Genomic DNA, 24,707 nt, shown 5'->3' on the forward strand with positions numbered 1-24,707 from the left:
GGGGCCCGCCTGCGCTAACAGGGGGTTGCATGCCAGAGAGGGACCCATGCGGCTGACCATCGCCCTGATCGCCTGCGTCGCGCTCACCGCCTGTGCCGGGGGGCGGGTCGGCCTGCGCGACCTGTCCACGAACGGCGCGGGCCCGGACGAGTTCTCGGTGCTGCCGCGCAATCCCCTCGAAATCCCGGAAAACCTGAACGCGCTGCCGCCGCCGACGCCCGGCGGATCCAACCGGGCCGACCGCTATCCGATAGGCGAGGGGATCGCCGCGCTTGGGGGCAATCCCGCCGCGGCCTTCGCCGGAGGCATCCCCGCGCAGGACCAGGCGCTGGTATCGGCCGCCGCCCGGTTCGGTGTGCCGACCGACATTCGCGCCACCGTGGCGGAGGAGGATGCGGCGTTCCGCGGCCGCCGTGGGAACTTCACCAGCGGCCTCTTCGGCGGCGACCGCTATTTCAGCGCCTACGCCCCCCAGTCGCTCGACGCGCGGGCCGAGCTCACGCGCTTCCGGCAGGCCGGGGTCCGCACACCCTCCGCACCGCCCGCGGGCCAGTAACCCGGCCTTCACAAGCCCGTTGCGCGTCTTGTGCCCACCGCTCGGTGGCGTAGCTAGATGTGAACTATCCTTGGCCAGGGCTTTACCATGATATTCAGACCGCTCCTGCTCCCGCTTCTTCTCCTCTTCGCCGGCCCGCTCGCCGCGCAGGAGGACGATGTCACGACCTACACGCTCGATAACGGCATGGAGGTCGTGGTGATCGAGGATCACCGCGCGCCGGTCGTCACGCACATGGTCTGGTACCGCGCCGGGTCGGCCGACGAGCCTCCGGGCCAGTCCGGCGTCGCCCACTTCCTGGAGCACCTGCTCTTCAAGGCGACCGACGACCTCGAGTCCGGCGAGTTCAGTGATACCGTGGCGGCGCAGGGCGGGTCGGACAACGCCTTCACCTCCTACGACTACACCGGCTACTTCCAGCGCGTCGCGGCCGACCGGCTCGAGCTCATGATGGAGATGGAAGCCGACCGTATGAATGACCTCCGGCTGACGCCCGAGGATATCGTGACCGAGCGCGACGTGATCCTCGAAGAGCGCAACCAGCGGGTCGACTCCAACCCGGGCGCCCTGGCGCAGGAGCAGATCCGCGCGGCCCAGTATCTCAACCATCGTTACGGCCTGCCGATCATCGGCTGGCGGCACGAGATGGAAGAGCTCGACATGGAGGACGCGCTGAGCTTCTACGATCTCTACTACTCGCCCAACAACGCGATCCTCGTGGTCGCGGGCGACGTGGAGCCCGAAGAGGTGCTCGAGATGGCGCAGGAACACTACGGCCCGATTCCGGCGGAGGACCAGCTGCCCGAGCGCTTCCGCTCCACCGAGCCGCCGCAGCGGGCGGCCCGGCGGCTGACCTTCTCCGATCCGCGCGTCGCACAGCCCTACCTCGTGCGGTCCTACATCGCGCCGGAGCGTGATGCGGGCGCGCAGGAAGAAGCGGCGGCCCTCGTCTACCTCGCCGAGTTGCTGGGCGGTTCGCCCTTCACCTCCGAGCTGGGACAGGCGCTCCAGTTCGACAGCGACATCGCGGTCTACTCCGGCGCGGGCTATGACGGCATCTCGCTCGACAGCACGACCTTCACGGTCTCCGTCGCACCTCAGCCCGACGTGACTCTCGAGGAGGCGGAAGCGGCGATGGAAGAGGTCCTCGCGAGCTTCCTCGAGGACGGGCCCGATGCGGAGGCGATGGAGCGCATCCGCACGCAGCTCAAGGCCTCCGAGATCTACGCCCGCGACAACGTCCAGGGGCTCGCCCGCCGCTACGGCCAGGCGCTGACCTCCGGCCTCACGGTCGAAGACGTGCAGGCCTGGCCCGACATCCTGCAGGAAGTCACGGCCGAAGACGTCATGGAGGCCGCCCGCGGCGTGCTGCGGCCCGAGGGATCGGTCACCGCCTACGTGACCCCCGAAACGCAAGAGACGGCCGCGGCCGAGACCCAGGAGGAGACCCAATGATCCGCATCCTTCTCGCCCTGACGGCGACCCTCTGGGCCGCCACCGCCCGCGCCGAGATCGAGGTGCAGGAGATCACCTCGCCCGGTGGCATCGACGCCTGGCTCGTCGAGAGCCACGAAATTCCCTTTGTCGCGGTCGAGGCGCTCTTCGCCGGCGGCGCCTCTCTCGACCGAGAAGGCAAGCGGGGGGCGGTCAACCTGATGACCGCGCTCATCGAGGAGGGCTCGGGCGACATGACCGCGCGCGAGTTCCAGCGCGAGCTGGAGCGGCTCGCCGCGCGGTTCAGCTACGACGTCTATGACGACGCGCTGTCGGTCTCCGCCCGCTTCCTGTCCGAGAACCGGGACGAGTCGGTCGACCTGCTGAACCAGTCGCTGACCGATCCCGCCTTCGACGAAACGGCGATCGAGCGCGTGCGCAGCCAGGTGCTCGCCAACATCCGGTCTCGTGCCCAGAACCCGAACGACATTGCCTCGGAGACCTTCTACCGCGAAGCCTTCGGCAACCATCCCTATGGCTCCGATATCAGCGGTACGCTCGAGAGCGTCGAGGGTCTGACCCGGGACGACCTGGTGCAGGCCTTCGACGACACCGTCGTCCGCGACCGGATCCACGTGGCTATCGTGGGCGACATCACCCCCGAGGCCGCCGGCGAGATGCTCGACGAGATGTTCGAGGGTCTGCCCGAGACCGGCCCCGAGTTGCCCGAGGAGGTCGAGGTCGGGATCGAGGGCGGTACCACCGTCATCGATTTTCCCTCGCCGCAGTCCGTCGCCTTCTTCGGACACGAGGGGTTGGAACGTGACGATCCGGACTACTTCGCCGCCTATATCCTTAACGAGATCCTCGGCGGTTCCGGCCGGCAGTCGATCCTCATGGAGGAGGTGCGCGAGAAGCGCGGGCTTACCTATGGTGTGGGTACCTACCTCGTGCCCAAGGAACACGCCGAGCTCTACCTGGGGTCGGTGTCCTCGGCCAACGACCGGGTGGCTCAGGCCATCGATGTGATCCGCGCCGAATGGGCCGAGATGCAGGAAAACGGCGTTACCGCCGAGCAGCTGGAGGAGGCCAAGACCTATATCACCGGCGCCTACCCGCTGCGGTTCGACGGCAACGCCCGGATCGCCGAAATCCTCGTCGGAATGCAGTTCACCGGCCTGCCGGCCGACTACATCGAGACCCGCAACGCCCAGATCGAGGCGGTCACGCTGGAGGAGATCAACCGCGTCGCCTCCGAGCTCCTGGCGCCGGAAGAGCTGCACTTCGTCGTGGTCGGCCAGCCGGAAGGCCTCGGCGAAACCAACTGAGACGGGCGAGAATACCCCTCGCAGAATCGAATAGGGCCATGCTACGCCTAGTGGCATGGCCCGCCATGACCCCAACATAGGCGAAAACCGCCCCGTCATCCGTCAACTTGACGAAGGTGCGGTGAACCGTATCGCGGCCGGCGAGGTCGTGGAGCGGCCCGCCTCGGCGGTGAAGGAACTCGTCGAGAACGCGATCGACGCCGGCGCCACGCGCGTGGCTATCGACTATGCCGACGGCGGCAAGCGCCTGATCCGGGTGACGGACAATGGCTGCGGCATGACGGCGGAGGACCTGCCGCTCGCCCTGAGCCGGCATGCCACGTCCAAGACGTCCGGCGAGGATCTCCTCAACATCCACACCTTCGGCTTCCGCGGCGAGGCGCTCCCCTCGCTTGGCGCCGTCGCGCGGCTGACCATCACCAGCCGTGCCACCGGCGAGGAGGCCGCCGAGATCTCGGTCTCCGGCGGCCGGCTGGACAAGGTGCGCCCCGCCGCCCTCTCCGCCGGAACCCGCGTCGAGCTGCGAGACATCTTCCACGCTACGCCGGCCCGGCTGAAGTTCATGCGGACCGACCGGGCCGAGGCGCAGGCCATTGCCGAAACGGTGAAGCGCCTCGCGCTGGCGGAGCCCTTTGTCTCCTTCACGCTCACCGACTGCTCCTCGGAAAGCCCGCGCACCGTCTTTCGCGCCGATGCGCAGACGGGCGACCTCTTCGACGCGCTCCACGGCCGGACCGCGCAGGTTCTGGGCCGGGACTTCGCCGAGAACGCCGTGCCCCTCGACACGGAGCGGGAGGGTCATCACCTTACCGGATACGCTGCCCTGCCGACTTACTCCCGCGGCTCCGCCGTGCAGCAGTTCCTCTTCGTCAACGGCCGGCCGGTCACCGACAAGCTGCTCATCGGCGCGCTCCGGGGGGCCTACGCGGACTTCCTCAGCCGCGACCGGCACCCGGCCGCCGTGCTCTTCGTCGACTGCGTGCCGAAGCTGGTGGACGTGAACGTCCACCCGGCCAAGAGCCAGGTCCGATTCCGCGAGTCCGGTATCGTTCGCGGCCTCATCGTCTCCGGCATCCGCCATGCCCTCGCCGAGGCCGGCCACCGCGCCTCCTCGACGGTGGCGGGCGAGACGCTTGGCGCCTTCCGCCCCGAGCCCGCGCCCGAAGCACGCGTCTACCAGATGGACCGCCCGACGCCCCGGCCCGCGACCTACAGGCCTCAGGGTTTCGCTGAGATGGAGCAACCCTCGGTCCGCTCCGAACGCGAGGTCGCGCGCCGCGCGGACGAGCACGTCGAGGAGGCGAGCCATCCGCTCGGTGCCGCCCGCGCGCAGGTGCACGAGAACTACATCATCGCCCAGACCGAGCGCGGCATCGTCGTGGTCGATCAGCACGCCGCCCACGAGCGACTCGTCTACGAGCGGCTCAAGCGGCAGATGGCGGACAACGGCATCGCCTCGCAGGCCCTCCTGATCCCGGAGGTCGTCGAACTCTCCGAGACCGACGCCGCGCTTCTGCTGTCCCATGCCGAGGCGCTCGCGGAACTCGGTCTGGGGATCGAGCCCTTCGGCGGCGCCGCGGTCTGCGTCCGGGAGACGCCGGCGCTCCTCGGCGAGGTCGATGCCAGGGCGCTCGTCTCCGACATACTCGACGAATTGACGGACCTGGGGGAGACGACCGCCCTGCGCGCGCGCCTCGACGCGATCCTCTCGCGGGTGGCCTGTCACGGATCGGTGCGCTCGGGGCGGCGGATGCAGCCCGAAGAGATGAACGCCCTCTTGCGCGAGATGGAAGCGACGCCGCACTCCGGCCAATGCAACCACGGCCGACCCACCTACGTGGAACTGCAGCTTTCCGACATCGAGCGGCTTTTCGGGCGCAGCTGACCCTTTCCGCGCGGCCGGAACGAATGTAGAACAGGAGCATGATCCAGATCGGCGATACCACTCTCAACCTGTCAGACCCGGCCACTCTCGCGCTCGTCGGGGGCGGGGCCGTGGCGCTCCTGCTCGTCCTGATGCTCATGGCCACCATGCGTCGGGCCGGCGCTTCGGCCCGTGTCGCGGAAGAGCTGGCGCGCCAGCTTGGCGGGGTGAACTCCCGGGTCCAGTCGCTCGCCGACGGTCAGCAGCAGCTCTTCGGCGGTCTCACCTCGGTTTCGGAGGCGCAGGCCCAGAGCCAGACCAAGACGCTTCACCTGATGGAGCAACGTCTCGCGACCGTGACCGAGGCGATGAACCAGCAGCTCGGCGCGACCACCCGGAACACCGCGCAGTCGCTGGGGGAGCTGCAGCAGCGGCTTCAAGTGATCGACAAGGCCCAGGCGAACATCACCAAGCTTTCGGGCGACGTGCTCTCGCTCCAGGACATCCTGTCGAACAAGCAGACCCGCGGGGCCTTCGGCGAGATCCAGCTGCACGACATCGTCCACAAGGCGCTGCCCTCCGACAGCTACACGCTTCAGGCGACGCTCTCGAACGGGAAGCGGGCGGATTGCCTGATCCACCTCCCGAACCCTCCGGGCCCCATCGTGGTCGACAGCAAGTTCCCTCTCGAGCCCTACGAGGCGCTGCGCACCGCCTCGACCGAGCACGAGGCGAAACAGGCCCTGCGCGACCTCAAGACGGCGCTCAAGGCGCATATCCGGGCCATTGCGGAGAAGTACATCATCGAGGGAGAGACCGCCGACGGCGCGCTCATGTTCTTGCCGTCGGAGGCGATCTACGCCGAGCTTCACGCGAACCACGGCGACATCGTGCGCGAGGGGTTCGCGGCCCGCGTCTGGATCGTCTCGCCCACCACCTGCATGGCGACGCTCAACACCATGCGGGCGGTGCTCAAGGACGCGCGGATGCGCGAACAGGCCGGCGCCATCCGCAAGGCGCTCGGCCAGCTTCACCGGGACGTCGAGATCGTGGGCGAACGCGCCGCCAAGCTCGAGACGCACCTGCGCCAGGCAGGAGAGGACGTGTCCGGCATTCTCACAGCGGCGCAGCGCGCCGGGAAGCGGGCCCACCGGCTCGACAACTTCGACTTCGAGGAACTGGCGCCCGAGAGCGACGAGAGCCACGTCGTCCCCTTGTCAGCGCCGGGCCGCTAGGGTTCACTGTGAAGGGTCAGTCAGCGGGGAGCGGATCGATGCGGAGCATTGCAGTAGCGGCAGCGGCAGCGCTTCTCGCGCTCGGCGCCTGCGAGATCACGCCGACGGGGGATACCCGGCCGGACACGCGCTTTTCGGCCAGTAGCCGGCAGCTCTTCCAGGATACCTACCAGGAAATCCCCTTTGCACAGGGCGCGGTCTACGTGATCGCGCCGGACGGGACCTCCGACACGATGGCGACCTACCGGCTCGTTCCCTGCGGCGGCGGCGACCGGATCTGCGGCGACAGCCTTCACGGCAGTGCCGGGCAGGTGACCCGCGGCGCAGAGTTCTTCGAGGTGAGGGGCGCCTATCCCGGCCGGACCTTCCGGCTGAGCCCCGGCGGCGACGGCTACATGCTTCAGGGCAACCTCGCCGTGCCCGTCGCGTGGGACCACGACGAGAGCTGACGTCTCAGCTAGGCTGCGGGACGTAAGGCCCAAGCGACTTCAGGAAACTCCGGATTTCGCGCGGCAGCGGGCCGGCAAGACGTTCGGCCAGAAGGCCCGCGGTCCAAGCCTCGCCGGGGGGCGGGCAGAGTTCCGCTTCGAGCCGGTCGAGCTTGTCCCTCGCCTCGGATGGCAGGGACCACGCCCGGGCTGCCAGAAGCATCGCACGCCATTCCTGGATGCGCGCCAGGTCGCGAAAGACAGAGGCCATCGGGGCGGTGAGCGAGGGGTCGTCCAGCCAGGACGCTCCGCCGAAGATCTCCTGCGTCACGTATTGCCCGGCTCCGTTGCACGCGTAGGCCACGCAACCGGAGAAGCCCAGCCGATCCCGGTCGGGATGGATCGAGCAGAGGCCGGACGTCGCGAGGTGGGGACAGGCTGTATCGGCGGACTTGTCGATGGCCATGCCGTCGCCCTTGTCGAAGGCGAAGGCCATGCAGCACAGCGCGGCGCAGCGGCCGCAATCCTCGGTCAGCTCGGGCGCGTCCATACTCGCGCTTCACCACGCCGGGGCGGAAAAGGAAAGGGGCCGGTCCCCTGCGGACCGGCCCCTGGAGGCATGCGGATGACCTAGGGAGCCGGGTCAGATCCGCATGACTTTCTGGGCAAGCCGCGGCAGCAGGCCGGAAAAGCGCAGCGGCGCCTCCGTCGCGGCCAGGCAGATGCAGTCCTCGCCCGGTTCGGCGATCGGAGTATGGGTGACGTCATCGTCGGCCATCTCGACGTCGCCGGGACCGAAGCGGCCGGCGGCATCCGAGAAGGCGCCCGCAAGAACCAGCGTCATCTCGGAGCCAGAATGGCTGTGGTCCGGAACCTCGACCCCGCCCGGGATGCGCAGAAGACGCACGCTGGCGTCCCCTTCCACCGGGAGGATGGCCTGCGACACGCCGCCGCCGACACGCTTCCAGGACACGGCATCGAGATCGCCGCCGACGTAGGACCGCAGCGGGGCGGGCAGGACGCCGGAGGTCGCGGGCGGCGGTGTCTCCTCGGCCTTTGCCTTTTCCACGTCGATGCCCTCGATCAGGCGGAAGGTCGCGGCGAGGCTGTCTTCGCTCAGCTCGGCCTCGTCCGCCTGGTCCAGCAGTGCGCCGCCGACGGCGTCGAAGGCGTGCATCCGCGCGCGGCACTCGTCGCAGAGCGAGATGTGCGACGCGACCACGAGGTCGAACGCCTCGGGCAGGGTGCCGGCGCAATAGCCCCTCAGCATCGCGTCCGGCAGGTGGTGTGCAATTTGGCGGGTCATCCCGTTTCTTCCCTCATTTCATGGCGCAGGCGATCCAGCGCCAGCCGTATCCGGGATTTGATCGTCCCCAGCGGAAGCCCGGTCTCTTCCGCGATCTGCGAATGCGTGAGCTCGCCGAAATAGGCGCGCTCGACCAGCACTCGCTGCTTTTCGGGCAGGGCCTGCAACGCCTCTGACAGGCGCTCGGCATCCTGCTGCAAAGCCAGTTCTTCGTCCTGCGCGGGCTCCGCCTCGGGGCCCCAGGGCAGGTCTTCCGGCTCTGGCCGGCGGTTGCGGCGCACGATGTCGATCCGCCGGTTCCGGGCGATGGTGTACACCCAGGTGCTCACGCTGGCCCGCGCCGGATCGAACTGCTCCGCCTTGCGCCAGACCGTGGCCATCACGTCCTGCGTCACTTCTTCGGCCATGTCCGGGGCGGACCCGGACTTGATCAGGTAGGCCTTAACGCGGGGCGCGAAATACTCGAACAGAGAGGCGAAGGCCGCCTGGTCTCTCAGGTCGCGAATGGCCTTCATCTCGGCGATCCACGCCGGGGGGCGTGTCTGCTCGGCGGATATCACGACTGGTCCTCTTTCCTCCGGCAATAGCCGGGGCCGAGCCCTTACGGCATCGGGTGTCCGGCCCCGCAGGTCCGGTTTGGCGGCTGGTCGTGATCCCGTCAACATGGCTTCGGTACGCGGGGGCGTACCCGGCGGATCACAACATCCTGAGATTTATTCCGCATTCGATCCGTATTGGCCGTTGCGCCGTATGTCCCACAACGCCGACAAGGGCTGAACGGAACGAAGGACCAGACAATATGCCATTCGAAGCCGGGACGCATGCGCCCCGAACCATCGCCGTCGTCGGCGCGGGAATATCCGGCATGGGAGCAGCCTGGAGGCTCTCGGAGCGGCACCGGGTCGTGCTGATCGAGGCGGAGCCCCGGCTGGGCGGTCATGCCCGGACGCGGACCGCGGGCCGGAACGGAGACCTGACCGTCGACACCGGCTTCATTGTCTTCAATCACGCTAACTACCCGAACCTCGTCGCCCTCTTCGACGAGCTCGAGGTGCCTACCCGTCTCAGCGACATGTCCTTCGGGGCGAGCTTCGGCGGCGGTCGGTTCGAATATGGGTTGCGCAACCTCGGTGCGCTCCTCGCGCAGCCGAAGAACGCGCTGGACCCTCGCTACTTCCGCATGATCCGCGACCTGCTGCGCTTCAACGAAACGGCGCTGGAAGCCTCTCGGCAGGACGGGCTGACCATCGGAGGGCTCTGCGAGACGCTGGGGATGGGCCCGTGGTTCCGGGACCGCTATCTTCTGCCCATGTCCGGGGCGATCTGGTCGACCCCCAAGTCGCAGGTTCTCGATTTTCCGGCCGAGACGATGATGCGCTTCTTCGACAACCATAATCTGCTGCAAACCTCCGGCCAGCACGACTGGTACACGGTCGAGGGCGGGTCGGAGAACTACGTCTCGCGACTGGAAGCCGCGATGGAGCGGCGCGGCGTCGAGATCCGCACCGGGGCGCCGGTGGCCGGTGTCCGGCGCGGACCGGACGCGGTCAGACTGCGCCTGAAGGGCGGCGAGTGGGAGATCTTCGATGAGGTCGTCTTCGCGACCCATTCGGACGACACGCTCGCCATGCTCGAGGACGCCGACGGAGAGGAGCGCAAGGTGCTGGGCGCCGTCCGCTACCAGCCGAACGAAGTCGTCCTGCACGGCGACACCTCGATCATGCCGCGCAGCCGCCGGGCCTGGGCGAGCTGGGTCTACACCGAGGACGCCGAAAAGGTCTCGCCGCGGATCGATCTGACCTACTGGATGAACTCCCTGCAGCGCTGGCTGACCACGGAGCAGGTCTTCGTGACGCTGAACACAACGCGCGAGATCGACGAGAGCCTCGTGTGGGACCGCACGGTCCTGCGCCATCCGGTCTACGACCTCGGCGCTCTTGCTGCACAGAAAACGGCCCGAGAGATGAACGGTCGGCGGTCGACATGGTTCTGCGGCGCCTGGATGCGGAACGGCTTCCACGAGGACGGGCTGGCCTCGGGCTTCGACGTCGCCGATGCCATCAACGCCCGGAGCGGCACAGCGGTGGCGGCGGAATGAGCCTGGCGGAGCGTCTGGATATCCCGGCCGCTCAACCGGTCACCTCCGCGGTGGAGCATGTGCCCGGCGAGACCTACCATGCGCGCCGCGATGGGCCGGACAACGCCTTCCGCTATTCCATCGACTACATTCTGCTCGACGCCGAGGGCCGGCAGGCCGCGCCTCGGCTCTTCTCACGCAATGCCGCGAACTTCTTTTCGCTGCGGGATCGCGACCACGGCGGGCCGCGCCACGACGGGCGGGGGGCGCACTGGGTGCGTGAGGTGCTGTCCGCTCATGGGCTCGATTTGCCCGGGCCGGTGCTTCTCCTCGCGCAACCGAGGGTGCTGGGGCATGTCTTCAACCCGGTCAGCTTCTGGCTCTGCCACGGGGCGGACGGCAAGCTCCGGGCAGTGATCGCCGAAGTGAGCAATACCTTCGGCGACCGGCATTCCTACCTGTGTCACCGCCCTGACCTCGGCGAGATCACTGCCGCCGACCGGCTCACGGCGCAGAAGTGCTTCCACGTCTCGCCGTTCCAGCCGGTCGAGGGGGGCTACCGCTTCCGCTTCGATATCCGTCCGGACGCCATTGAAATCCGCATCGACTACACCACCGAGGCGGGCGGCCTCGTCGCGACCCTACGAGGGCCCCGGCAGCCACTGACCAACCGAACCATCCTGGGGGCAGCTCTCCGGCGGCCCTTCGGTTCGCGCCGGGTGCTGACGCTGATCCACTGGCAGGCGCTCAAGCTCTGGTGGAAGGGCGCACGCTACCGGCCCCGGCCCGAGCCGCCGGCGGACGAGGTCAGCCGGTGAGCCAGCGGCTCTGGGCCTGGTCGGGCTTCGCGGCGATCCTCTCGGGCGCGGGGCTGCCGATCTACATCTACGCGCCCAAGTTCTACGCCGACACCTACGGGACGAGCCTGACAGCGCTCGGCATCGTTCTCTTCGGACTGCGAATCCTCGATTTCGTCCAGGACCCGGCGCTGGGCTGGCTGGCCGAGCGCATCCGGCAGGGGCGGGCGATCTGGGTCTCCCTCGTCGCGGTGCTGCTCGCGCTGTCGATGCTGGGGCTCTTCGCCGTGGCGCCACCCGTCGCGCCGCTGCTGTGGTTCGCCGTCACGATCACCGGGCTCTTCTCGGCCTTCAGTTTCCTGACCATCGCCTTCTACGCGCGGGGGGTCGAAAAGGCGGCCGGGCTGAGCGGCTCGCATGTCCGCCTCGCCGCCTGGCGCGAGAGCGGGGCGCTGGCCGGTGTCTGTATCGCCGCGGTCGCCCCGACGGCGCTCGGGTACGCCACCGATGCGCCTTTCGCCGTCTTCGCCTGGGGCTTCGCCGCCGCGACCCTGCTGGCGACCTTGGCCATGCTGCCGGAATGGCGGGGCCGCGCCCGAACCGAGCCCGCCCCGATCCGGGCAATCCTCGGGGACCGGCCCGTCCGGCGGCTCCTGCTTCTCGCCCTCGTCAACGCAATGCCCCTCGCGGTGACATCGACGCTCTTCCTCTTCTACGTCGAGAGCCGTCTCGCCGCGCCCGGCTGGGAGGGGGCCCTGCTGGTGCTCTTCTTCCTCGCCGCCGCCGCTTCGGCCCCCGGCTGGTCTGCGCTCTCGGGCCGCTACGGGCCGAAGCCGGTCCTGCTCGGCGCCATGACGCTCGCCATCGCGAGCTTCGCGGTGACCCTTGGCCTCGGACCCGGTGACCAGGCGATCTTCGCGGCGATCTGCGTGGTCTCCGGCGCCGCCATCGGCGCGGACCTGACTCTCATGCCCGCGCTCTTCGCCGCGCGCATGGCCGAGGTCGCACCCAACGGCGGGCAGGGGTTCGGCCTCTGGTCGCTCGTCAACAAGATGACGCTCGCGATCGCAGCGGCGGTGCTTCTTCCGGCACTCGACCTCGCGGGATTCGTTTCGGGCGGCGAGAACCCGGAAGCGGCGCTCACGGCCTTGACCTTGCTTTATGCCGGGTGCCCCATCGTCCTGAAGATCGCGGCGATGGTCCTGCTGACGCGCCTTCCCCTCGACGGTTTCGCGACAGGGGAGGGACTTGGCCGGGCCGCGCCCTAGGTCCCCAACCGAGACGCGAAGACAGAAGGACACCGACCCGATGCGCGAGTGGAAAGGCAAGAGATACTGGATTGTGGGCGCGAGCGAGGGACTGGGCCGCGCCGTGGCCGAGTCGATCAGCCGCGCAGGGGCCGAGGTCATCGTCTCCGCGCGCTCGCGGGACCGGCTGGACGATCTGGTGGCGTCCGTCCCGGGCAAGGCGAGCGCCGTGACCATCGACGTCACCGACCAGTCCAGCATTGACCGCGCCGCCAGCGAAGCCGGGGAGATCGACGGGATGGTCTACCTCGCGGGGGCCTACTGGCCGCTCGGGTCCGAGAAGTGGGACGCCGAAAAGATCACCACCATGGTCGACACCAACTTCCTCGGCGCGACGCGCGTCCTGGGCGCGGTTGTCCCGCGCTTCGTGGAGAAGGACGCGGGGCACATCGTGCTGACCGGCTCGCTCTCGGGCTTCCGCGGTCTGCCCGGCGCGCAGGGCTACGTCCCTTCCAAGGCCGGGGTGATGACCATGGCCGAGTGCCTCTACTCCGACCTGCGCCATACCGGTGTCGAGGTGCAGGTGGTCAATCCCGGTTTCGTCCGCACCCGGCTGACCGACAAGAACGATTTCAAGATGCCGCAGCGGATGGAGCCCGAAGACGCCGCGCGGCGCTTCTTCGAGCACATGAATTCCGACGAGTTCAAGATGAGCTACCCGGCGCCGCTGTCCTGGCTGCTGCGCGGCTCCCAGCTCCTGCCGGACTGGATATACTACCCCCTGGTCTCGAAACGGCGCTGACTTGCGGCAGATCAATTCGGAGCGGCGCGGGGGGACTTAATCTCGCGCCAGCTTTGGAGGAGTCACGCCATGCTTCAGATCAGTGCGTCCACGATTGCCGAGATCGCCATTCTCGCGCGCGACGAGCGAAGAGGCGAGGCGCAGTTGCGCGCCTTCGTCGAGCGGCTCTCGGAAGAGAAGCAGGCGGCACTCGTCGCGGTCTTCTGGATCGGCCGCGGATCCTACGACGCGGAAGACCTGGAAGAGGCGCAGGAGACCGCTCTCTCCGAGGCCACCACGCCCACGGCCGACTACCTGCTCGGATCGCCCCACCTCGCCGATCACCTCGAATCCGGCATGGAGGCCCTCGGCCTCGACCCTTCCGAGGAGGAAGAGGCGCTCTACTGAAGGTGCTGGCGGAAGGTCTCTTCCGCGCGCCTCCAGACCTCGCCGTCGGGCAGCGCCAGGAGGTGCGGCAGCAGGTCCGCGGCGAAGGCGGCCGAGGCCTCGCGCGGGAGGAGCGACGGCAGGTTGTCGATCGCCATGACGTCGAGCGGCGGGGTGTCGTGGACCCGCCAGACCGGGTTTTCCCAGCTGCTCGGCTCGTCATAGAGGGGAACCGGGTTGTAGGGGGTCCCCGGGTCGCAGGCCACGTCCCCGATGACCCTCAACCGCCGGTCAGCGTCGAGAAGCTCGGGACCGGCGAAGACTGGGATGCCCGGCATCGCGAGAACCGCGTTGATCATCAGGTCATGCCGCGCGACCTCCGGAAAGGGTCCGCCGCTCGCGGTCTCCTCCTGATCCCAGAGTGTCGCGTCGAGCCCGACCTCGCGCAGTAGGTCCACCGCGCCGCTCCCCACGCGTCCCTTGGCCCCGATCACCAGTGTCCGTGGAGTCGCGCCGTCCAGCGCCGCCGTTACGGCGTCGCGCATGACGTCGGCATTGGGCCAGGGCGCGACCGGAGGGACTGGTCGTCCGGCCACCTGCGCGCCGTAGGCGATGAGCGAGACCGCCGCGCCCACGTATCCCGCGTGGTAGCCGAAGGCCGCGACCCGGGCGCCGGTGTCATCGACGAGGTACTCCAGGTCGAGCAGCGTCCCGCCGCCCTGCCGGAACCGGTCGAGGAGCGCGTCCGCTTGCCTTTGTCCCTTGAAGGCATGGGCGAAAAAGACATGCGTGCCGCGCAGAGGCTCGCCGCTCTCGGGCAACTCCTTGAGCCCGAGCACGACCGCGTCGGCGGGCGCGCTTTCCCAGCTTCCGGTCTCCGCCATTTCGCAGCCGGCCTCTTCGTATCGGCTGTCGGGGACGATCCGCGACGCGCTTCGCTCGACTGTGACCCCGTGTCCGTCCCGGAGGAGGGCCTTCGCGCCCTCGGGCATCAGCGGGGTTCGCTGCTCGGTGGCGCGGCTCTCCGCCCTCAGCCAGACATGGGTCATCGTCGCCTCAGAAATGTGTGCGCAGGTCGGCGCGATCCGGGGCGTCGAGATGCGGGATGGCGTTGAACGCGCCCAGGATCGTTCCGTGCGGCATGACGTGGACGCGGTGGATCGAGGTATTCCAGATGGGCAGCAAGATATGCGCCATACGCGTCGGGTCCAGCCTGAGCAGGTGCCGGACGACCATTCCGATCACCCCGCCCGAGGTGATGCAGAGCACCCGCCGCCCGGGTTCTGCGGCCTCCGTCAGTACGGAGGTGACCCGCGCCTCGAAGTCCGCGAAGCTCTCGTCGCCCCGGATCTCGGCCCTGTGCCAGGCCTCCATGACCTGCGGCATGTGTGCGGCGAAATCCTCCGGGCCCGGCATCGGCACCCCGTGGGTTTCGGCAAGCGCATTGCCGAGGTTGAAGTAGTCCATCTCGTTCAGCCGCGGGTCCGGGGACGGGGACACGCCCATCGCCTCGGCGGTCCCGAGATGGCGCGACAGCGTGCCCGACAGGACCCGATCGAAGCTCGTTTCGTTGGTAGAGAGCCAGGCGCCGAGGGCGGCGGACTGGGCGCGGCCCTTTTCGGAGAGCCGGTCGTAGCTCGCCTCGTCCCTGGCCGCGGAGTTCGCCTGGCCGTGGCGCACGAAGATGATTTCGCCCATGTCGTTCGTCCCGGAAATTGTCTCCCCGCCGTAAACCGCCTCGTGTGTGGGGGCGCAAGCCGGCGATCAGGGTTCCATCAAGAAGACGCGAGGTCGGCGTGAGTTCGGTTGCCACAGGCCCATCGCCTTGTTTTCATGGCTAGGTCGCAGCGCACCGTTGTATTCCTGCCGCGCGCGACGCGAGGCCGGTATTGCCGGCGGATCGGACTGGAGCACAGCGCATTGGCCGGTCGTGGAATACACGTTTCAATTTACGGGAGACGAGACATGAAACTCGTGCACGCCGCCCCGCTGGCGGCCCTTCTTGCCGGTGCTGCCGGCATGGCCCAAGCCCAAGACACGGTCTTCACCGGCACCGATCAGGTCGAAGACGCCAACGAGGCCCTTGCCGAGGACATCGAAGAGGACTTCGAGCGCGATCGGCTGGTCGGCAACGAGGGCCGCGAGCTCGGCTTCTCCGGCTCGCTCGCGCTTCGCGGTTCCGCCTCGACGGGCAACAGCGACAGCGTCGACATCGGCCTTGGTGCCAATTACGGCTACTTCGACGGCACCAACGGCTACGAGCTGCAGCTGAACTATCGCTACGGCGAAGAGGACGGCACCCGCACCGAGGAAAGCCTGCTGTACGATCTCGAGTACACCCGCGACTTCAACCCGCGGCTCTATGGCTTCGCCAAGGTCCAGGGCTCGATCGACGAGTTCTCCAGCTACGAGACGGACACCTTCATCGGCGCCGGTCTTGGCTACCGGATCTACAACACGCCGGACATCCAGTGGTCGGTCCAGGCCGGTCCGGGCTACCGTGTCGCGGAACTCACCGACATCGACGAATCGGACTTCGAGGAAGGCGCCCTCTCGGTGGCTTCGAACTACTCGAACCGCATTTCGCCCGACATCGTGCTGACCAACGATACCGACATCATCGCGTCCGAGAGCGATACCGTCGTCTACAACGACTTCGGCGTGAACTTTTCGGTGGCTGACTCGTTGGCGCTCAGAACCAGCGTCGCGACCGAGTACCACACGGATCCGGTGCCGGGCCGTGAGGACACCGACAACACCTACGGCGTGTCGCTGATCTACGACTTCAACTAATCCCGACTTTGCATTCCCGGGATTTGGAACGAGGGCTTCGGCCCTCGTTCTTTTTTTGTCGGGTCGGTACCTCGACCTGATCTCGGACCCTCCCTCCGCCCCTCATCGTTGGGGCGCAAAACGATGGAGGATCCCATGGCAGATCAGGAAACCTGGCTGAAGAAGACCCTCGCCGACATCCTCGGCGATGACCGCGGCTTGCCCGACTACGTCATCGACCCGCTCCGCAAGTTCGGGCCCGAGGACCTGGACGAGCTCCGCCGCGACGAACGCGAGGCCGTGACCTCCGCCATGTCCCGGGTCGCCCGCCAGTCCCGCGACGCGCGCGGCGGCGAACTGGGTGAGGGCGCCGGACGTCCCGCCTGGGTCGAGGGCGACATCGACTGGGCCCTGCGTGCCGCCCGGGCCGCGCTCGAGGATCAGCCCGCCGGCAAGCGCTCCGAGAAAGCCAACGAGCTTCTCGCCGACTGCGACTGCCCCGCCGCCACCGGCCCCAACCCGGGCGGAGAAGATCCGCGGACCGCCGGTGAAGTCGGAGAGGGCCGCTGAGGAGGAGAGACCCATGACCCGCAAGCAGATCGTCGACGCCCTGATCGCGGAACAGGGCAAGCTTTACTCCGAGGAGATGGGCGCCAACATCGCCCGCGACACGCCGCAGGAGCTCTTTCACTGGCTGATCGGCTCGATCATGCTCTCGGCCCGCATCGGCTCGGAACTGGCTGTTCAGGGCTGCGCGGCACTCAGGGATGCGGACCTGCACAAGATCGACCGCATCCTCGAAGCGGACCGGACGGAGATCGTCCGCTGCCTGAACGAGAACGGCTATGCCCGCTACGACGAGTCCACCGCCGACTACATCATCGACACGGCCAGGATGGTGCGGGACGCCTACGGCGACGACCTCCGCCGGATGCGTGAAGAGAATCCGCGACAGGCCGTTCAGAAGGCCAAGGGCCTGGGGCCGACAGGTGCCGGCATCTTCGCCCGCGAGGTCCAGCTCGTCTGGGACGAGTTCCTCCCCGAAGTCGGCAAGCCCGCGCAGCAGGAGGCCTCCGAACTCGGCCTGCCGGAGGATGGTCAGGCCCTGCTCGACCTCGCCGGGGACCGGGAGAGGTTCGTCCGCCTCGTCGCCGCGCTGACCCGGGCCAAGCTCGAGGGGCCGGCCGACAAGGTGAAGGAGGCCGCGGCCTAGCGGCCGGCCTTCATCTCGGCGATCCGCTCCAGAGCCTCGGCGCGGGTGTTGCGGATGTTGGGACGCACGGTCCGGTTCTCGGCCCGGAGCCGGATATCCCGCTCGGTCTCCGAGCCCGCAGCGTAGCGGACAGAGCCGAGCGACCAGCGGTCCCGCAGGGCCTCCGCCCGGAGCGAGTAGGTCAGCCACGCGGGCTGCTGGATACGCGTCCCCTCGTAGTTGTAGAGGAAGTACCAGCGCCGACCCGTCCCGCGCACGACCTCCTCGATCCAGTTGAAGATGTCGTTCACGTCCCGGCTGTGTTCGAAGGAGATGCCGGAGAGGTCGATTTCCATGATCTCGGTCGCCCGGTCCGGCCTGATTCGGCGCAGGAAGGCGCCGCGCTCGTAGTTCGGCGTGTGCGCAAGCCGGGTCCTTCGTTGCGAGGGCCGCGCGCGGAGCGCCGCCATGGCCTCGTCCCGGCTGGCGAAGAGGTTGGGGTTCTCCCGCTCGGTCCCCTTCGCGCGCTCGATCTGCGGCCCCGCGTTGCGGTCGACCCGGACGGTGCCCATGGAATGGGCCTCGTGCAGGTCCGTCCCGCGCCGCGAGTAGGCGAACCACGCAGCGCGGTCGACCCTGTAGTCCGTGGTATCGACGCAGAAGAACCAGAGCGGCTCGCCGGTCTCGAGGATCCGCGCCTCGATGCGGTCGTAGAAGGCGTTCGCCTCGGCCGAGCTGTGAATGTAGAGGCCGGTATAGTCGATCTCGATCACCTGCGCGCCTTCGTGCACGGTGATCCGCTCGTCGAGAGCGGGGCCTGTGAACTGGGCCCCGACTTCCGCCGGCTGCTTCCTGTCCGCCATTCCTACGCGCCGCGTCGGGGCCGGCGCTGGCCGGCCCCGGTCCGCGTCACTCGGCCGGAACGTAGCGCTCGATCACCAGCCGCAGGAGCGGGCTGGTGGCCGAGATGTCGGTCAGCGCGATCAGGTAGGTGCCCGGGAAAGTTCGCGCGGCGATCTGGCTGTCGTAGCTCTGGCCGTAGTCGTCGTTGTAGGCGATCTCGCGGCCCACGTCGTCGAACACCCGCAGCACCGGGTCACCGCCCGCCGCGGCGCCGATCGCCTCGACCAGAAGCAGACCCGGCGCGTCGAGGGTGACCGAGAACCACTGCGCGGTCTCGCCCTGGATCTGCGCGTCGGTGACGACGCGGCCCGACAGCGTGCCGAGATCGGTGACCGGGTAGGAGCCGTCGAGCGGCGGCGCCGCCTGGCCGCGATTGTAGGTCTCCTGGGCGGCGGCTTCCGGGTCGAAGCCGGAGACCGAGACGGTGACCGGCGCGGTGGCGTCGGACAGCGCGCGAAGCTGCACGCAGTAGGTCCCCGCAGCCAGCGGCGTCGTCATGTCGATCCGGCTGTTGAGCCCGTCGTAATCGTCGTTCTCCGCGTAGAACGTCCCATCGTCCCCGGTCAGGGTCAGAACCGGGTCGGCATCCGGGTTCTCCGCGGTGATCGAGACAGAAGCCGGGCTGGCGAGGTCGAAGGCGTAGGTCGGGACGGCCTCGATGCTTTCCGTCCGGCTCACGCCTTGTGAGAGGCTATCGTCGAGCGGGCCGGAGGCGAGCATCACCGCGCCGCCGCAGGCCTCGGTATCGGTCGCGACCGGGCTGGCCCCGGTGGGTGCCGGCGTCTCGGTCGTATCTCCCGGCCCGGCGGCTGTCAGTGTCGCGCCGCCCTCGGTCAGGGCCTCGTGCTCGGCCCGTCCGATCCGCACCGTCGCGGTCAGCGGCGCGTTGTCGTAGGAGGAGGTCTGCAGACAGTAGGTGCCCGGCTCCAGCGCGACGAGGGCCGCCGACGAGACGCCGCCGCCCGAGTCGTCATCGGTTGCGACCACGCCGCCCTCGCCGTCGAGTACCTCGATGACCGGATCCCCCTGGCCCCGGGCCTCGGCCTCGAGCCGCACGCTCGCCGCCTCCGACAGCGAGAAGAGAGAGGTATGGGCATTGCCCAAAAGCACCAGCGCCAGCTGCTCCCGGAAGGTCTCCGCGCTGCCGATATCGGAGTTCGCCTCGTTGCCGCCGATCCAGGCGCCGGAGCTCAATCCGCCGCAGTATTCCTGCGCGGAGGCCGGAAGGGCGACGGTCCCCGCCGCCAGCGCGCCCAGAATGGTCAGGGGTTTCAACGTCATCTCTATGCCTCCCTCAGGGTCGTAATCGTCCCCTAGGTAAGCGATCCGATGCCGGGATGGCGAGACAAAAGGCGGGACTCCGGTCCGGACAACGAAAAAGGCCGCCCCGGGGGGCGGCCGTCTCTCGATCTGGCATCTGTCCGGCTCTGCCGGGCGATCAGCCCTGGCGTGCCTTGAACTTCCGCTGGGTCTTGTTGATCACGTAGACCCGGCCCTTGCGGCGCACGACGCGGCAATCGCGGTGACGCTGCTTGAGCGAGCGGAGGGAGTTGCGAACCTTCATTCGTCTCGTCCTCTTCATCGCGGCGCGGCGGTGCGCCTGGTTGCAAGTCTGCCCGGACCCTCGCGGCCCCGGCGGCGAAATCATGGTGGGCGGTACTGGGATCGAACCAGTGACCCCTACGATGTCAACGTAGTGCTCTACCGCTGAGCTAACCGCCCGTACCCGTCACGTTTCAGCGTCCCATAACGAAATAGGACGCGGGCGAACCGCGTCGGGTGAGCGGTCTCTAAAAGGAGTCGGGGGCGAGATCAAGGGCTTTTGGGCACCTCCGAAATCGCGCTATCTAATGCCGCGATCGAGGAGCGTTGATGAGTCTGGCCCCGTACCACCTGCACAGTCCCGCGTCCCGGACGACCGCGGCCGTTTTCGCCTCGCCCCACTCGGGGCGGGACTACTCCGCGGCGTTCCTGGCGCGCGCCATGCTCAACGAGCGGGAAATCCGTTCGTCCGAGGATGCCTACATCGACCGCCTCTTCGACAGCGCGCCGGATCACGGCGCGCCGCTGCTCGTCGCGGGCGCTCCGCGTGCCTATGTCGATCTGAACCGGGCGGCCGAGGAACTCGACCCGGCGCTGATCGAGGGCGTGCGCCGCGCGGCCCACAACCCGCGCATCGCGAGCGGTCTCGGCGTCATTCCCCGGGTCGTCGCAAACGGGCGGGCGATCTACTCCGGCAAGTTGCCGCTCGAGGAGGCGCGACGCCGAATCTCGGACTACTGGCGGCCCTACCACGCCGCCCTGCGCGAGCTTCTGGACGAAAGCCACCGGCTCTTCGGCCGGGCCATCCTGGTCGACTGCCATTCCATGCCGCACGAGGCCCTTGAGAACGTCGGCCCCGCCAACGGACCGCGGCCCGACGTGGTGCTGGGCGACCGCTTCGGCGCCGCGGCCTCCGCCGGGGTCATCGAGCGGATCGAGGCGGCCTTCTCAGGCGCGGGCTTCCGGGTGGCTCGGAACATGCCCTTCGCAGGGGCCTACATCACCCAGGCCTACGGCCGTCCGTCGCGTCGGCAGCATGCCGTTCAGGTGGAGATCGACCGGTCAATCTACATGGACGAGGCCACGATCGAGCCGAAGGCGGAGTTCGAGGACGTGCGCGCCGCGCTGGGGTCCGTTGTGGCCGAGATCGCCGCCATCGGCCGGGCTGACGAGATGCCGGTCGCGGCCGAGTAGCTCAGCGCAGGGCCCGGCCCTTCAGGATCGCATCCCTGCCGAAGCGCGCGCGGATCGCGTCCGCCGCCCGCTCCGCCTGGGCCCGCCGCGGCGCGTCCGGGTCGAGCAGGTCGCCGCCCCGATCCGCGGTCTCGGCCCCGGTCAGCTCGCTGATTCCGACCCCGAGCAGCCGGTAGGGCCCGGCGTCGCCCAGCTGGTCGAAGAGGCCCCGCGCCGTCCGGTAGATCCGGTCGGCGAGCTGGGTCGGCTCGCTCAGCGCCTGCCTCCGGGTGAGCAGCCGGTGGTTCGCCCGCTTGAGCTTCAGTGTCACGACGCGGCCCGCGAGGTCCTTGGCCTTGGCGCGGGAGGAAACCTTCTCGGCCATCCGCCAGATGTGGCCGTCGAGGATCTCGGCGTCGCCGGTGTCCTCGGAGAAGGTCGTCTCGTTCGACAGCCCCTTCACCGGCGCATGGGCCGAGACGCGGCGGTGGTCCTCGCCCCGCGCGAGATGCCAGAGCCGGTCGCCCATGCCGCCGAAGCGGGCCTGCAGCGCCTCGCGCTCCCAGCGGTGAAGGTCGGCGAAGGTGCGGATGCCGGCGGCCTCGAGGCTCTCCTGGGCGGCCGGGCCGATGCCCCAGATGAGGCGCACGGGCTTCGGCTTGAGGAAGTCCACCGTCTCCGCTCGGCCGATCACGGAGAAGCCGCGCGGCTTGTCGAGGTCGGAGGCGACCTTGGCGAGGAACTTGTTGTGGCTGAGCCCGATGGAGCCGGTCAGGCCAAGCTCCGCCTGCATCCGCCGCACCAGCCGGGCGAGCATCACGGCAGGCGGCTGGCCGTGGAGGCGCGCGGTGCCGGTGAGGTCCATGAAGGCCTCGTCCAGAGAGAGCGGCTCCACCACCGGGGTCAGCTCGTCCATCATCTGCCGGATCGCGCGGGAGGCCTCGACGTAGGCCTCGAACCGGGGCTTCACCACCACCGCCTCGGGACAGAGCTTGAGCGCCTGGAACATCGGCATGGCCGAGCGGACGCCCTTGATCCGGGCGATGTAGCAGGCGGTGGAGACCACCCCCCGCCGGCCGCCGCCGATGATGACGGGCTTGTCCCGCAGCTCCGGATTGTCGCGCTTCTCGACGGAGGCGAAGAAGGCGTCGCAATCCATGTGGGCGATGGAGAGCTCGTAAAGCTCGGGATGCCGGGTCACCCGCGGAGACCGGCAGGCCGGACAGCGCGGGCCGTCCGGGTAGGCAGTCAGGCAGTCTCGGCAAAGCGCGGGCATGGGAGAGATATAGCACCGCCGGGAGGGGGCGGGGAGGGGGGCTGTGGGGCCTCGGTCAAGACGTGACCAAGGTTGGACAGAGGGGTAAGGCTTTGGTTTTTATGGATAATCGTGGTTAACGCGTTTTGCGTTAACTATCTGACTCAATCACGATCTTCGTGGTTGCTACCGGATGCTGCCATTCTTCGAATTGCTGCTTCCAACGCATCCCACCATAGCGGACCTTGAGACATTGCCGTGTACGCGTAGTGCCGAATGGCATCGTCGTTGTTGACGATGAAAAGAATGAGATAATGCCCTGAGACTGCTTGACCGACGAATCCACCCGGCGGCGCCTTCGCGATAGTCCAAGCCTTTCTGGCTATGCTCGCGACAAAGTTCCAAGCCCAATCTTCAAGTTCGCCCAGTGCTGCAACACCGGCGGCAGAATCAACTTTTGACGTCTCGATATTTTGTCGAGCTGGCCAAGTTGCATCTGCCGATACTGCTGTCGACCTCTCCGCGGCTTCTACAACAGATACTGCAGCCCTTCGACGATCTTGATATCCTTCCTTGCGTGCATGCTTGTTGGCGCGCTCTTCAACGGCTCGAGCTCCAGGATGGCCGAGAAACCAAACTCTATGGGTCTCGGCTAGGTCCTTCAGTCTTGCAGCTACACTGGCGGGGAGTTCTTCAGAATGCCTGTCATCCGCCACAGCCCGATCATGAATCTCAAGAATTGCTTCAAGGCTATTGGCAATAGACCAAATCCGACGCGCACCGATCAAGTTGGCGTTTTGGCTGATCAATTCTTGGTATTTTCGAGAGATGGACGGGAGGTCGGGTGCCGTATTCGTGGCTAGCTCCGCAACTTCAGCGAGACTGGAAGCCTTCTCTTCACAGTCCTTTTGTAGCTCCGCTTGATCATCGTCATCGCTTTCGATCAAAGGTGTGTCGATGAGCGTGATCGGACCTACGTCATCTACCCTAAATTCGGGTCCTCCCTCAACGGCTTCCGGTGGTTCACCCTCGTAGTTGACCTCAAGCCAAGATTTAAGGCGCCTCGTCCTTTCGACACTATTTTCGATAGTAGAAATTTCTTCGAGTTCTGGATTTTCGATAGCCGCCGGGATGCCTTCAAAATTCACTTCTCTCAGGCCCGAACTTTTTGCCAGAGGTCTAAGATCGCTAATCCTCGTTCCTCTGATTTCTAGATCAACTTCTGATAGGGTTCTGACTTCATCTGGTAGGATCGTGAGGTGCCTCAAGATTTCCAGGCCGTCTCTCACCACATCGCCGTCACCACCATAAAACGGACTCAGCGACACGTAAGACCAACTCTCATGAGCAGCTCTTTGGACTAGCCGGGAAGCAGTCTTATAGGCTTCAATTTCCTCTGGTGTGTGCATTCTTGCATAATTTGTCATAAAGACGAAAAACAGCTACTTTGTTGATGACTAGAGTGGTTCTCTACATCCTTTTGAATTCCCGCTCAAGCGATGATCAAAGCTTGCGCGGCGAACCTTGTGCCTTCTCTTCTATTTCTTGAATTATTCTACGCTCCCGATCCTTCGGAGCGAAGACCCGCTCCACGCAGTCCATGATCTCTTCCATCATGGCGCCGGAGGCCTCGGGGCCCGTGAAGCGGAGGCACCAGCCTTCCTTGAGGTATTCGCGGCGGCAGGTGAGGCGGGGGCGGATGCGGACGCGGCGGCGGGGATAGCCGGGGCGGGGGGCGTCGCGGAGATCCTTGGGGCTCGCCTCGGCCTCGTCGCAGAGGCGGTCGAGGACGCCGCGCACCTCTCGCGGGGTTCGGGGCGGCTCCAGATCAGCGAGCGCGATCTTAATCTCTTCGCAATATCCCCGGTCTATAGCATGGGCCAGGCGCAGAAGGCGCTGCTGGCTGAAGGTGGCCGGATCGGGCAGGATCCCGTCGAGGCGGGCGTGGACTGTCGCCATTCGGTGCAGGCGCAACCGCTTCTGGCGGGAAACGGTGGGGTAGAGAGAGTCCGTCGCCTCTTGCAGCGTGTCATAGCTGTCGTCGCTCGCGGCATTCGAGATGAAGCGGGCATGGTCCCAGGGGGTGATGGCCTCGTGCTGATCGTTTTCCTCGGCGATCCAGCCCAGCACCTCGCGCCGGTCGTCGATGCGCCGGGCAAGGGCCGGGATCCGCGTGTAGCCCAGCCTTCGGAAGGCCTCGTAGCGCCGCCGCCCCGAGACGAGTGCCCAGGGCAGGGGACCCCCAGTCTCGATCACCTCGATCGGCATGCGCAGGCCGTGCCGCGCGATGGAGGCGCAGAGATCGTCGAGCTCAGCGGTATCGACCTTCCCCCGGTCGCGGGGGAAGGCTTCGGGGTCCACCTCGTCGAGCAGGACGAACTCGGGTTCGGTGAGGGTCTGGGCGGCGTCTTGCGGGGTCAGGTGGGTCAT

The 24,707-nt window shown here is 67.6% G+C and carries 26 protein-coding genes and 1 tRNA gene; 15 read left to right on the plus strand and 12 right to left on the minus strand.

The features are described from left to right. Positions 1 to 46: 46 nt before the first annotated feature. From F3S47_RS15915 to F3S47_RS15940, 6 genes are all read left to right on the plus strand, one after another. Positions 47 to 556, plus strand: a complete 510-nt coding sequence (locus F3S47_RS15915) for a DUF3035 domain-containing protein (RefSeq protein ID WP_150446290.1) — start codon at positions 47 to 49, stop codon at positions 554 to 556. An 87-nt stretch (positions 557 to 643) separates the two neighbouring features. Beyond that, complete coding sequence (locus tag F3S47_RS15920) at positions 644 to 2,011, plus strand: M16 family metallopeptidase (RefSeq protein WP_150446291.1); 1,368 nt, start codon at positions 644 to 646, stop codon at positions 2,009 to 2,011. Continuing rightward, complete coding sequence (locus F3S47_RS15925; RefSeq protein WP_150446292.1) at positions 2,008 to 3,318, plus strand: M16 family metallopeptidase; 1,311 nt, start codon at positions 2,008 to 2,010, stop codon at positions 3,316 to 3,318. The genes F3S47_RS15920 and F3S47_RS15925 overlap by 4 nt, the downstream gene beginning before the upstream one ends. 55 nt (positions 3,319 to 3,373) lie before the next feature. Next, positions 3,374 to 5,203, plus strand: a complete 1,830-nt coding sequence (gene mutL / locus F3S47_RS15930; RefSeq protein ID WP_150446293.1) for a DNA mismatch repair endonuclease MutL — start codon at positions 3,374 to 3,376, stop codon at positions 5,201 to 5,203. 38 nt (positions 5,204 to 5,241) lie between these two features. Further along, positions 5,242 to 6,417, plus strand: coding sequence for a DNA recombination protein RmuC (locus F3S47_RS15935; RefSeq protein WP_150446294.1), 1,176 nt, complete (start codon positions 5,242 to 5,244; stop codon positions 6,415 to 6,417). Positions 6,418 to 6,455: 38 nt separating this feature from the next. Then, entirely contained in the window at positions 6,456 to 6,866 is a 411-nt protein-coding gene (locus tag F3S47_RS15940) for a hypothetical protein (protein WP_150446295.1), read from the plus strand. A gap of 4 nt (positions 6,867 to 6,870) precedes the next feature. On the opposite strand, the gene F3S47_RS15945 is transcribed toward F3S47_RS15940, so the two are convergent. The 3 genes from F3S47_RS15945 to F3S47_RS15955 form a co-directional block, all read right to left on the minus strand. Continuing rightward, the gene (locus tag F3S47_RS15945; protein ID WP_150446296.1) at positions 6,871 to 7,395 is read right to left on the minus strand and encodes a hypothetical protein; all 525 of its coding nucleotides are present in this window, start codon (positions 7,393 to 7,395) and stop codon (positions 6,871 to 6,873) included. A 93-nt stretch (positions 7,396 to 7,488) separates the two neighbouring features. Next, entirely contained in the window at positions 7,489 to 8,151 is a 663-nt protein-coding gene (locus F3S47_RS15950; RefSeq protein ID WP_150446297.1) for a ChrR family anti-sigma-E factor, read from the minus strand. Then, positions 8,148 to 8,666: a sigma-70 family RNA polymerase sigma factor gene (locus tag F3S47_RS15955; RefSeq protein WP_223877857.1), complete on the minus strand. Its 519-nt coding sequence runs from the start codon at positions 8,664 to 8,666 to the stop codon at positions 8,148 to 8,150. Before F3S47_RS15955 ends, F3S47_RS15950 begins: the two co-directional genes overlap by 4 nt. A gap of 284 nt (positions 8,667 to 8,950) precedes the next feature. On the opposite strand from F3S47_RS15955, the gene F3S47_RS15960 reads away from it, so the two are divergent. The 5 genes from F3S47_RS15960 to F3S47_RS15980 all read left to right on the plus strand — a co-directional run bounded on the left by F3S47_RS15960 (position 8,951) and on the right by F3S47_RS15980 (position 13,461). Further along, a complete protein-coding gene (locus tag F3S47_RS15960; protein ID WP_150446299.1) occupies positions 8,951 to 10,249 on the plus strand; it encodes an NAD(P)/FAD-dependent oxidoreductase in 1,299 nt (432 codons plus the stop codon). Further along, complete coding sequence (locus tag F3S47_RS15965; RefSeq protein WP_150446300.1) at positions 10,246 to 11,046, plus strand: DUF1365 domain-containing protein; 801 nt, start codon at positions 10,246 to 10,248, stop codon at positions 11,044 to 11,046. The genes F3S47_RS15960 and F3S47_RS15965 overlap by 4 nt, the downstream gene beginning before the upstream one ends. After that, the gene (locus tag F3S47_RS15970) at positions 11,043 to 12,293 is read left to right on the plus strand and encodes an MFS transporter (RefSeq protein WP_150446301.1); all 1,251 of its coding nucleotides are present in this window, start codon (positions 11,043 to 11,045) and stop codon (positions 12,291 to 12,293) included. Before F3S47_RS15965 ends, F3S47_RS15970 begins: the two co-directional genes overlap by 4 nt. Before the next feature lie 40 nt (positions 12,294 to 12,333). Further along, a complete protein-coding gene (locus F3S47_RS15975; RefSeq protein WP_150446302.1) occupies positions 12,334 to 13,074 on the plus strand; it encodes an SDR family NAD(P)-dependent oxidoreductase in 741 nt (246 codons plus the stop codon). Between the two features lie 69 nt (positions 13,075 to 13,143). Continuing rightward, positions 13,144 to 13,461 (plus strand): DUF3775 domain-containing protein, encoded by a 318-nt coding sequence (locus F3S47_RS15980; RefSeq protein ID WP_150446303.1) that lies wholly within the window; start codon positions 13,144 to 13,146, stop codon positions 13,459 to 13,461. Here F3S47_RS15980 and F3S47_RS15985 read toward each other — a convergent pair. Beyond that, positions 13,455 to 14,489, minus strand: a complete 1,035-nt coding sequence (locus tag F3S47_RS15985) for a saccharopine dehydrogenase (protein ID WP_150446304.1) — start codon at positions 14,487 to 14,489, stop codon at positions 13,455 to 13,457. The genes F3S47_RS15980 and F3S47_RS15985 overlap by 7 nt on opposite strands. A gap of 7 nt (positions 14,490 to 14,496) precedes the next feature. Further along, positions 14,497 to 15,138, minus strand: a complete 642-nt coding sequence (locus F3S47_RS15990) for a histidine phosphatase family protein (protein ID WP_150446305.1) — start codon at positions 15,136 to 15,138, stop codon at positions 14,497 to 14,499. Between the two features lie 267 nt (positions 15,139 to 15,405). On the opposite strand from F3S47_RS15990, the gene F3S47_RS15995 reads away from it, so the two are divergent. The 3 genes from F3S47_RS15995 (at position 15,406) to F3S47_RS16005 (ending at position 17,425) form a co-directional block, all read left to right on the plus strand. Next, a complete protein-coding gene (locus F3S47_RS15995; protein WP_150446306.1) occupies positions 15,406 to 16,233 on the plus strand; it encodes a DUF481 domain-containing protein in 828 nt (275 codons plus the stop codon). Between the two features lie 135 nt (positions 16,234 to 16,368). Continuing rightward, on the plus strand, positions 16,369 to 16,782 hold the full coding sequence (locus tag F3S47_RS16000) for a hypothetical protein (protein ID WP_150446307.1): 414 nt from the start codon (positions 16,369 to 16,371) through the stop codon (positions 16,780 to 16,782). A gap of 13 nt (positions 16,783 to 16,795) precedes the next feature. Continuing rightward, positions 16,796 to 17,425, plus strand: a complete 630-nt coding sequence (locus F3S47_RS16005; RefSeq protein ID WP_150446308.1) for an HhH-GDP family DNA glycosylase — start codon at positions 16,796 to 16,798, stop codon at positions 17,423 to 17,425. Here F3S47_RS16005 and F3S47_RS16010 read toward each other — a convergent pair. The 4 genes from F3S47_RS16010 to F3S47_RS16025 form a co-directional block, all read right to left on the minus strand. Beyond that, positions 17,422 to 18,267: a hypothetical protein gene (locus F3S47_RS16010; RefSeq protein ID WP_150446309.1), complete on the minus strand. Its 846-nt coding sequence runs from the start codon at positions 18,265 to 18,267 to the stop codon at positions 17,422 to 17,424. The two genes, F3S47_RS16005 and F3S47_RS16010, sit on opposite strands and share 4 nt — an antisense overlap. Positions 18,268 to 18,313: 46 nt before the next feature. Continuing rightward, entirely contained in the window at positions 18,314 to 19,588 is a 1,275-nt protein-coding gene (locus F3S47_RS16015) for a PPC domain-containing protein (RefSeq protein ID WP_150446310.1), read from the minus strand. Between the two features lie 157 nt (positions 19,589 to 19,745). After that, entirely contained in the window at positions 19,746 to 19,871 is a 126-nt protein-coding gene (gene ykgO / locus F3S47_RS19470; RefSeq protein ID WP_007255499.1) for a type B 50S ribosomal protein L36, read from the minus strand. A gap of 83 nt (positions 19,872 to 19,954) precedes the next feature. After that, positions 19,955 to 20,029, minus strand: a tRNA-Val gene (locus tag F3S47_RS16025). Positions 20,030 to 20,179: 150 nt separating this feature from the next. Here F3S47_RS16025 and F3S47_RS16030 point away from each other — a divergent pair. Continuing rightward, on the plus strand, positions 20,180 to 21,043 hold the full coding sequence (locus F3S47_RS16030; RefSeq protein ID WP_150446312.1) for an N-formylglutamate amidohydrolase: 864 nt from the start codon (positions 20,180 to 20,182) through the stop codon (positions 21,041 to 21,043). Position 21,044: 1 nt separating this feature from the next. Here the strand turns inward: F3S47_RS16030 and F3S47_RS16035 are convergent, their stop codons facing one another. From F3S47_RS16035 to F3S47_RS16045, 3 genes are all read right to left on the minus strand, one after another. Further along, a complete protein-coding gene (locus F3S47_RS16035) occupies positions 21,045 to 22,298 on the minus strand; it encodes a DNA polymerase IV (RefSeq protein WP_150446313.1) in 1,254 nt (417 codons plus the stop codon). 143 nt (positions 22,299 to 22,441) lie between these two features. After that, entirely contained in the window at positions 22,442 to 23,605 is a 1,164-nt protein-coding gene (locus tag F3S47_RS16040; protein WP_191090217.1) for a hypothetical protein, read from the minus strand. 175 nt (positions 23,606 to 23,780) lie between these two features. Beyond that, complete coding sequence (locus F3S47_RS16045) at positions 23,781 to 24,707, minus strand: ParB/RepB/Spo0J family partition protein (protein WP_150446315.1); 927 nt, start codon at positions 24,705 to 24,707, stop codon at positions 23,781 to 23,783.

Source organism: Histidinibacterium aquaticum (assembly GCF_008710275.1).
GTDB classification, from domain to species: domain Bacteria; phylum Pseudomonadota; class Alphaproteobacteria; order Rhodobacterales; family Rhodobacteraceae; genus Oceanicola; species Oceanicola aquaticus.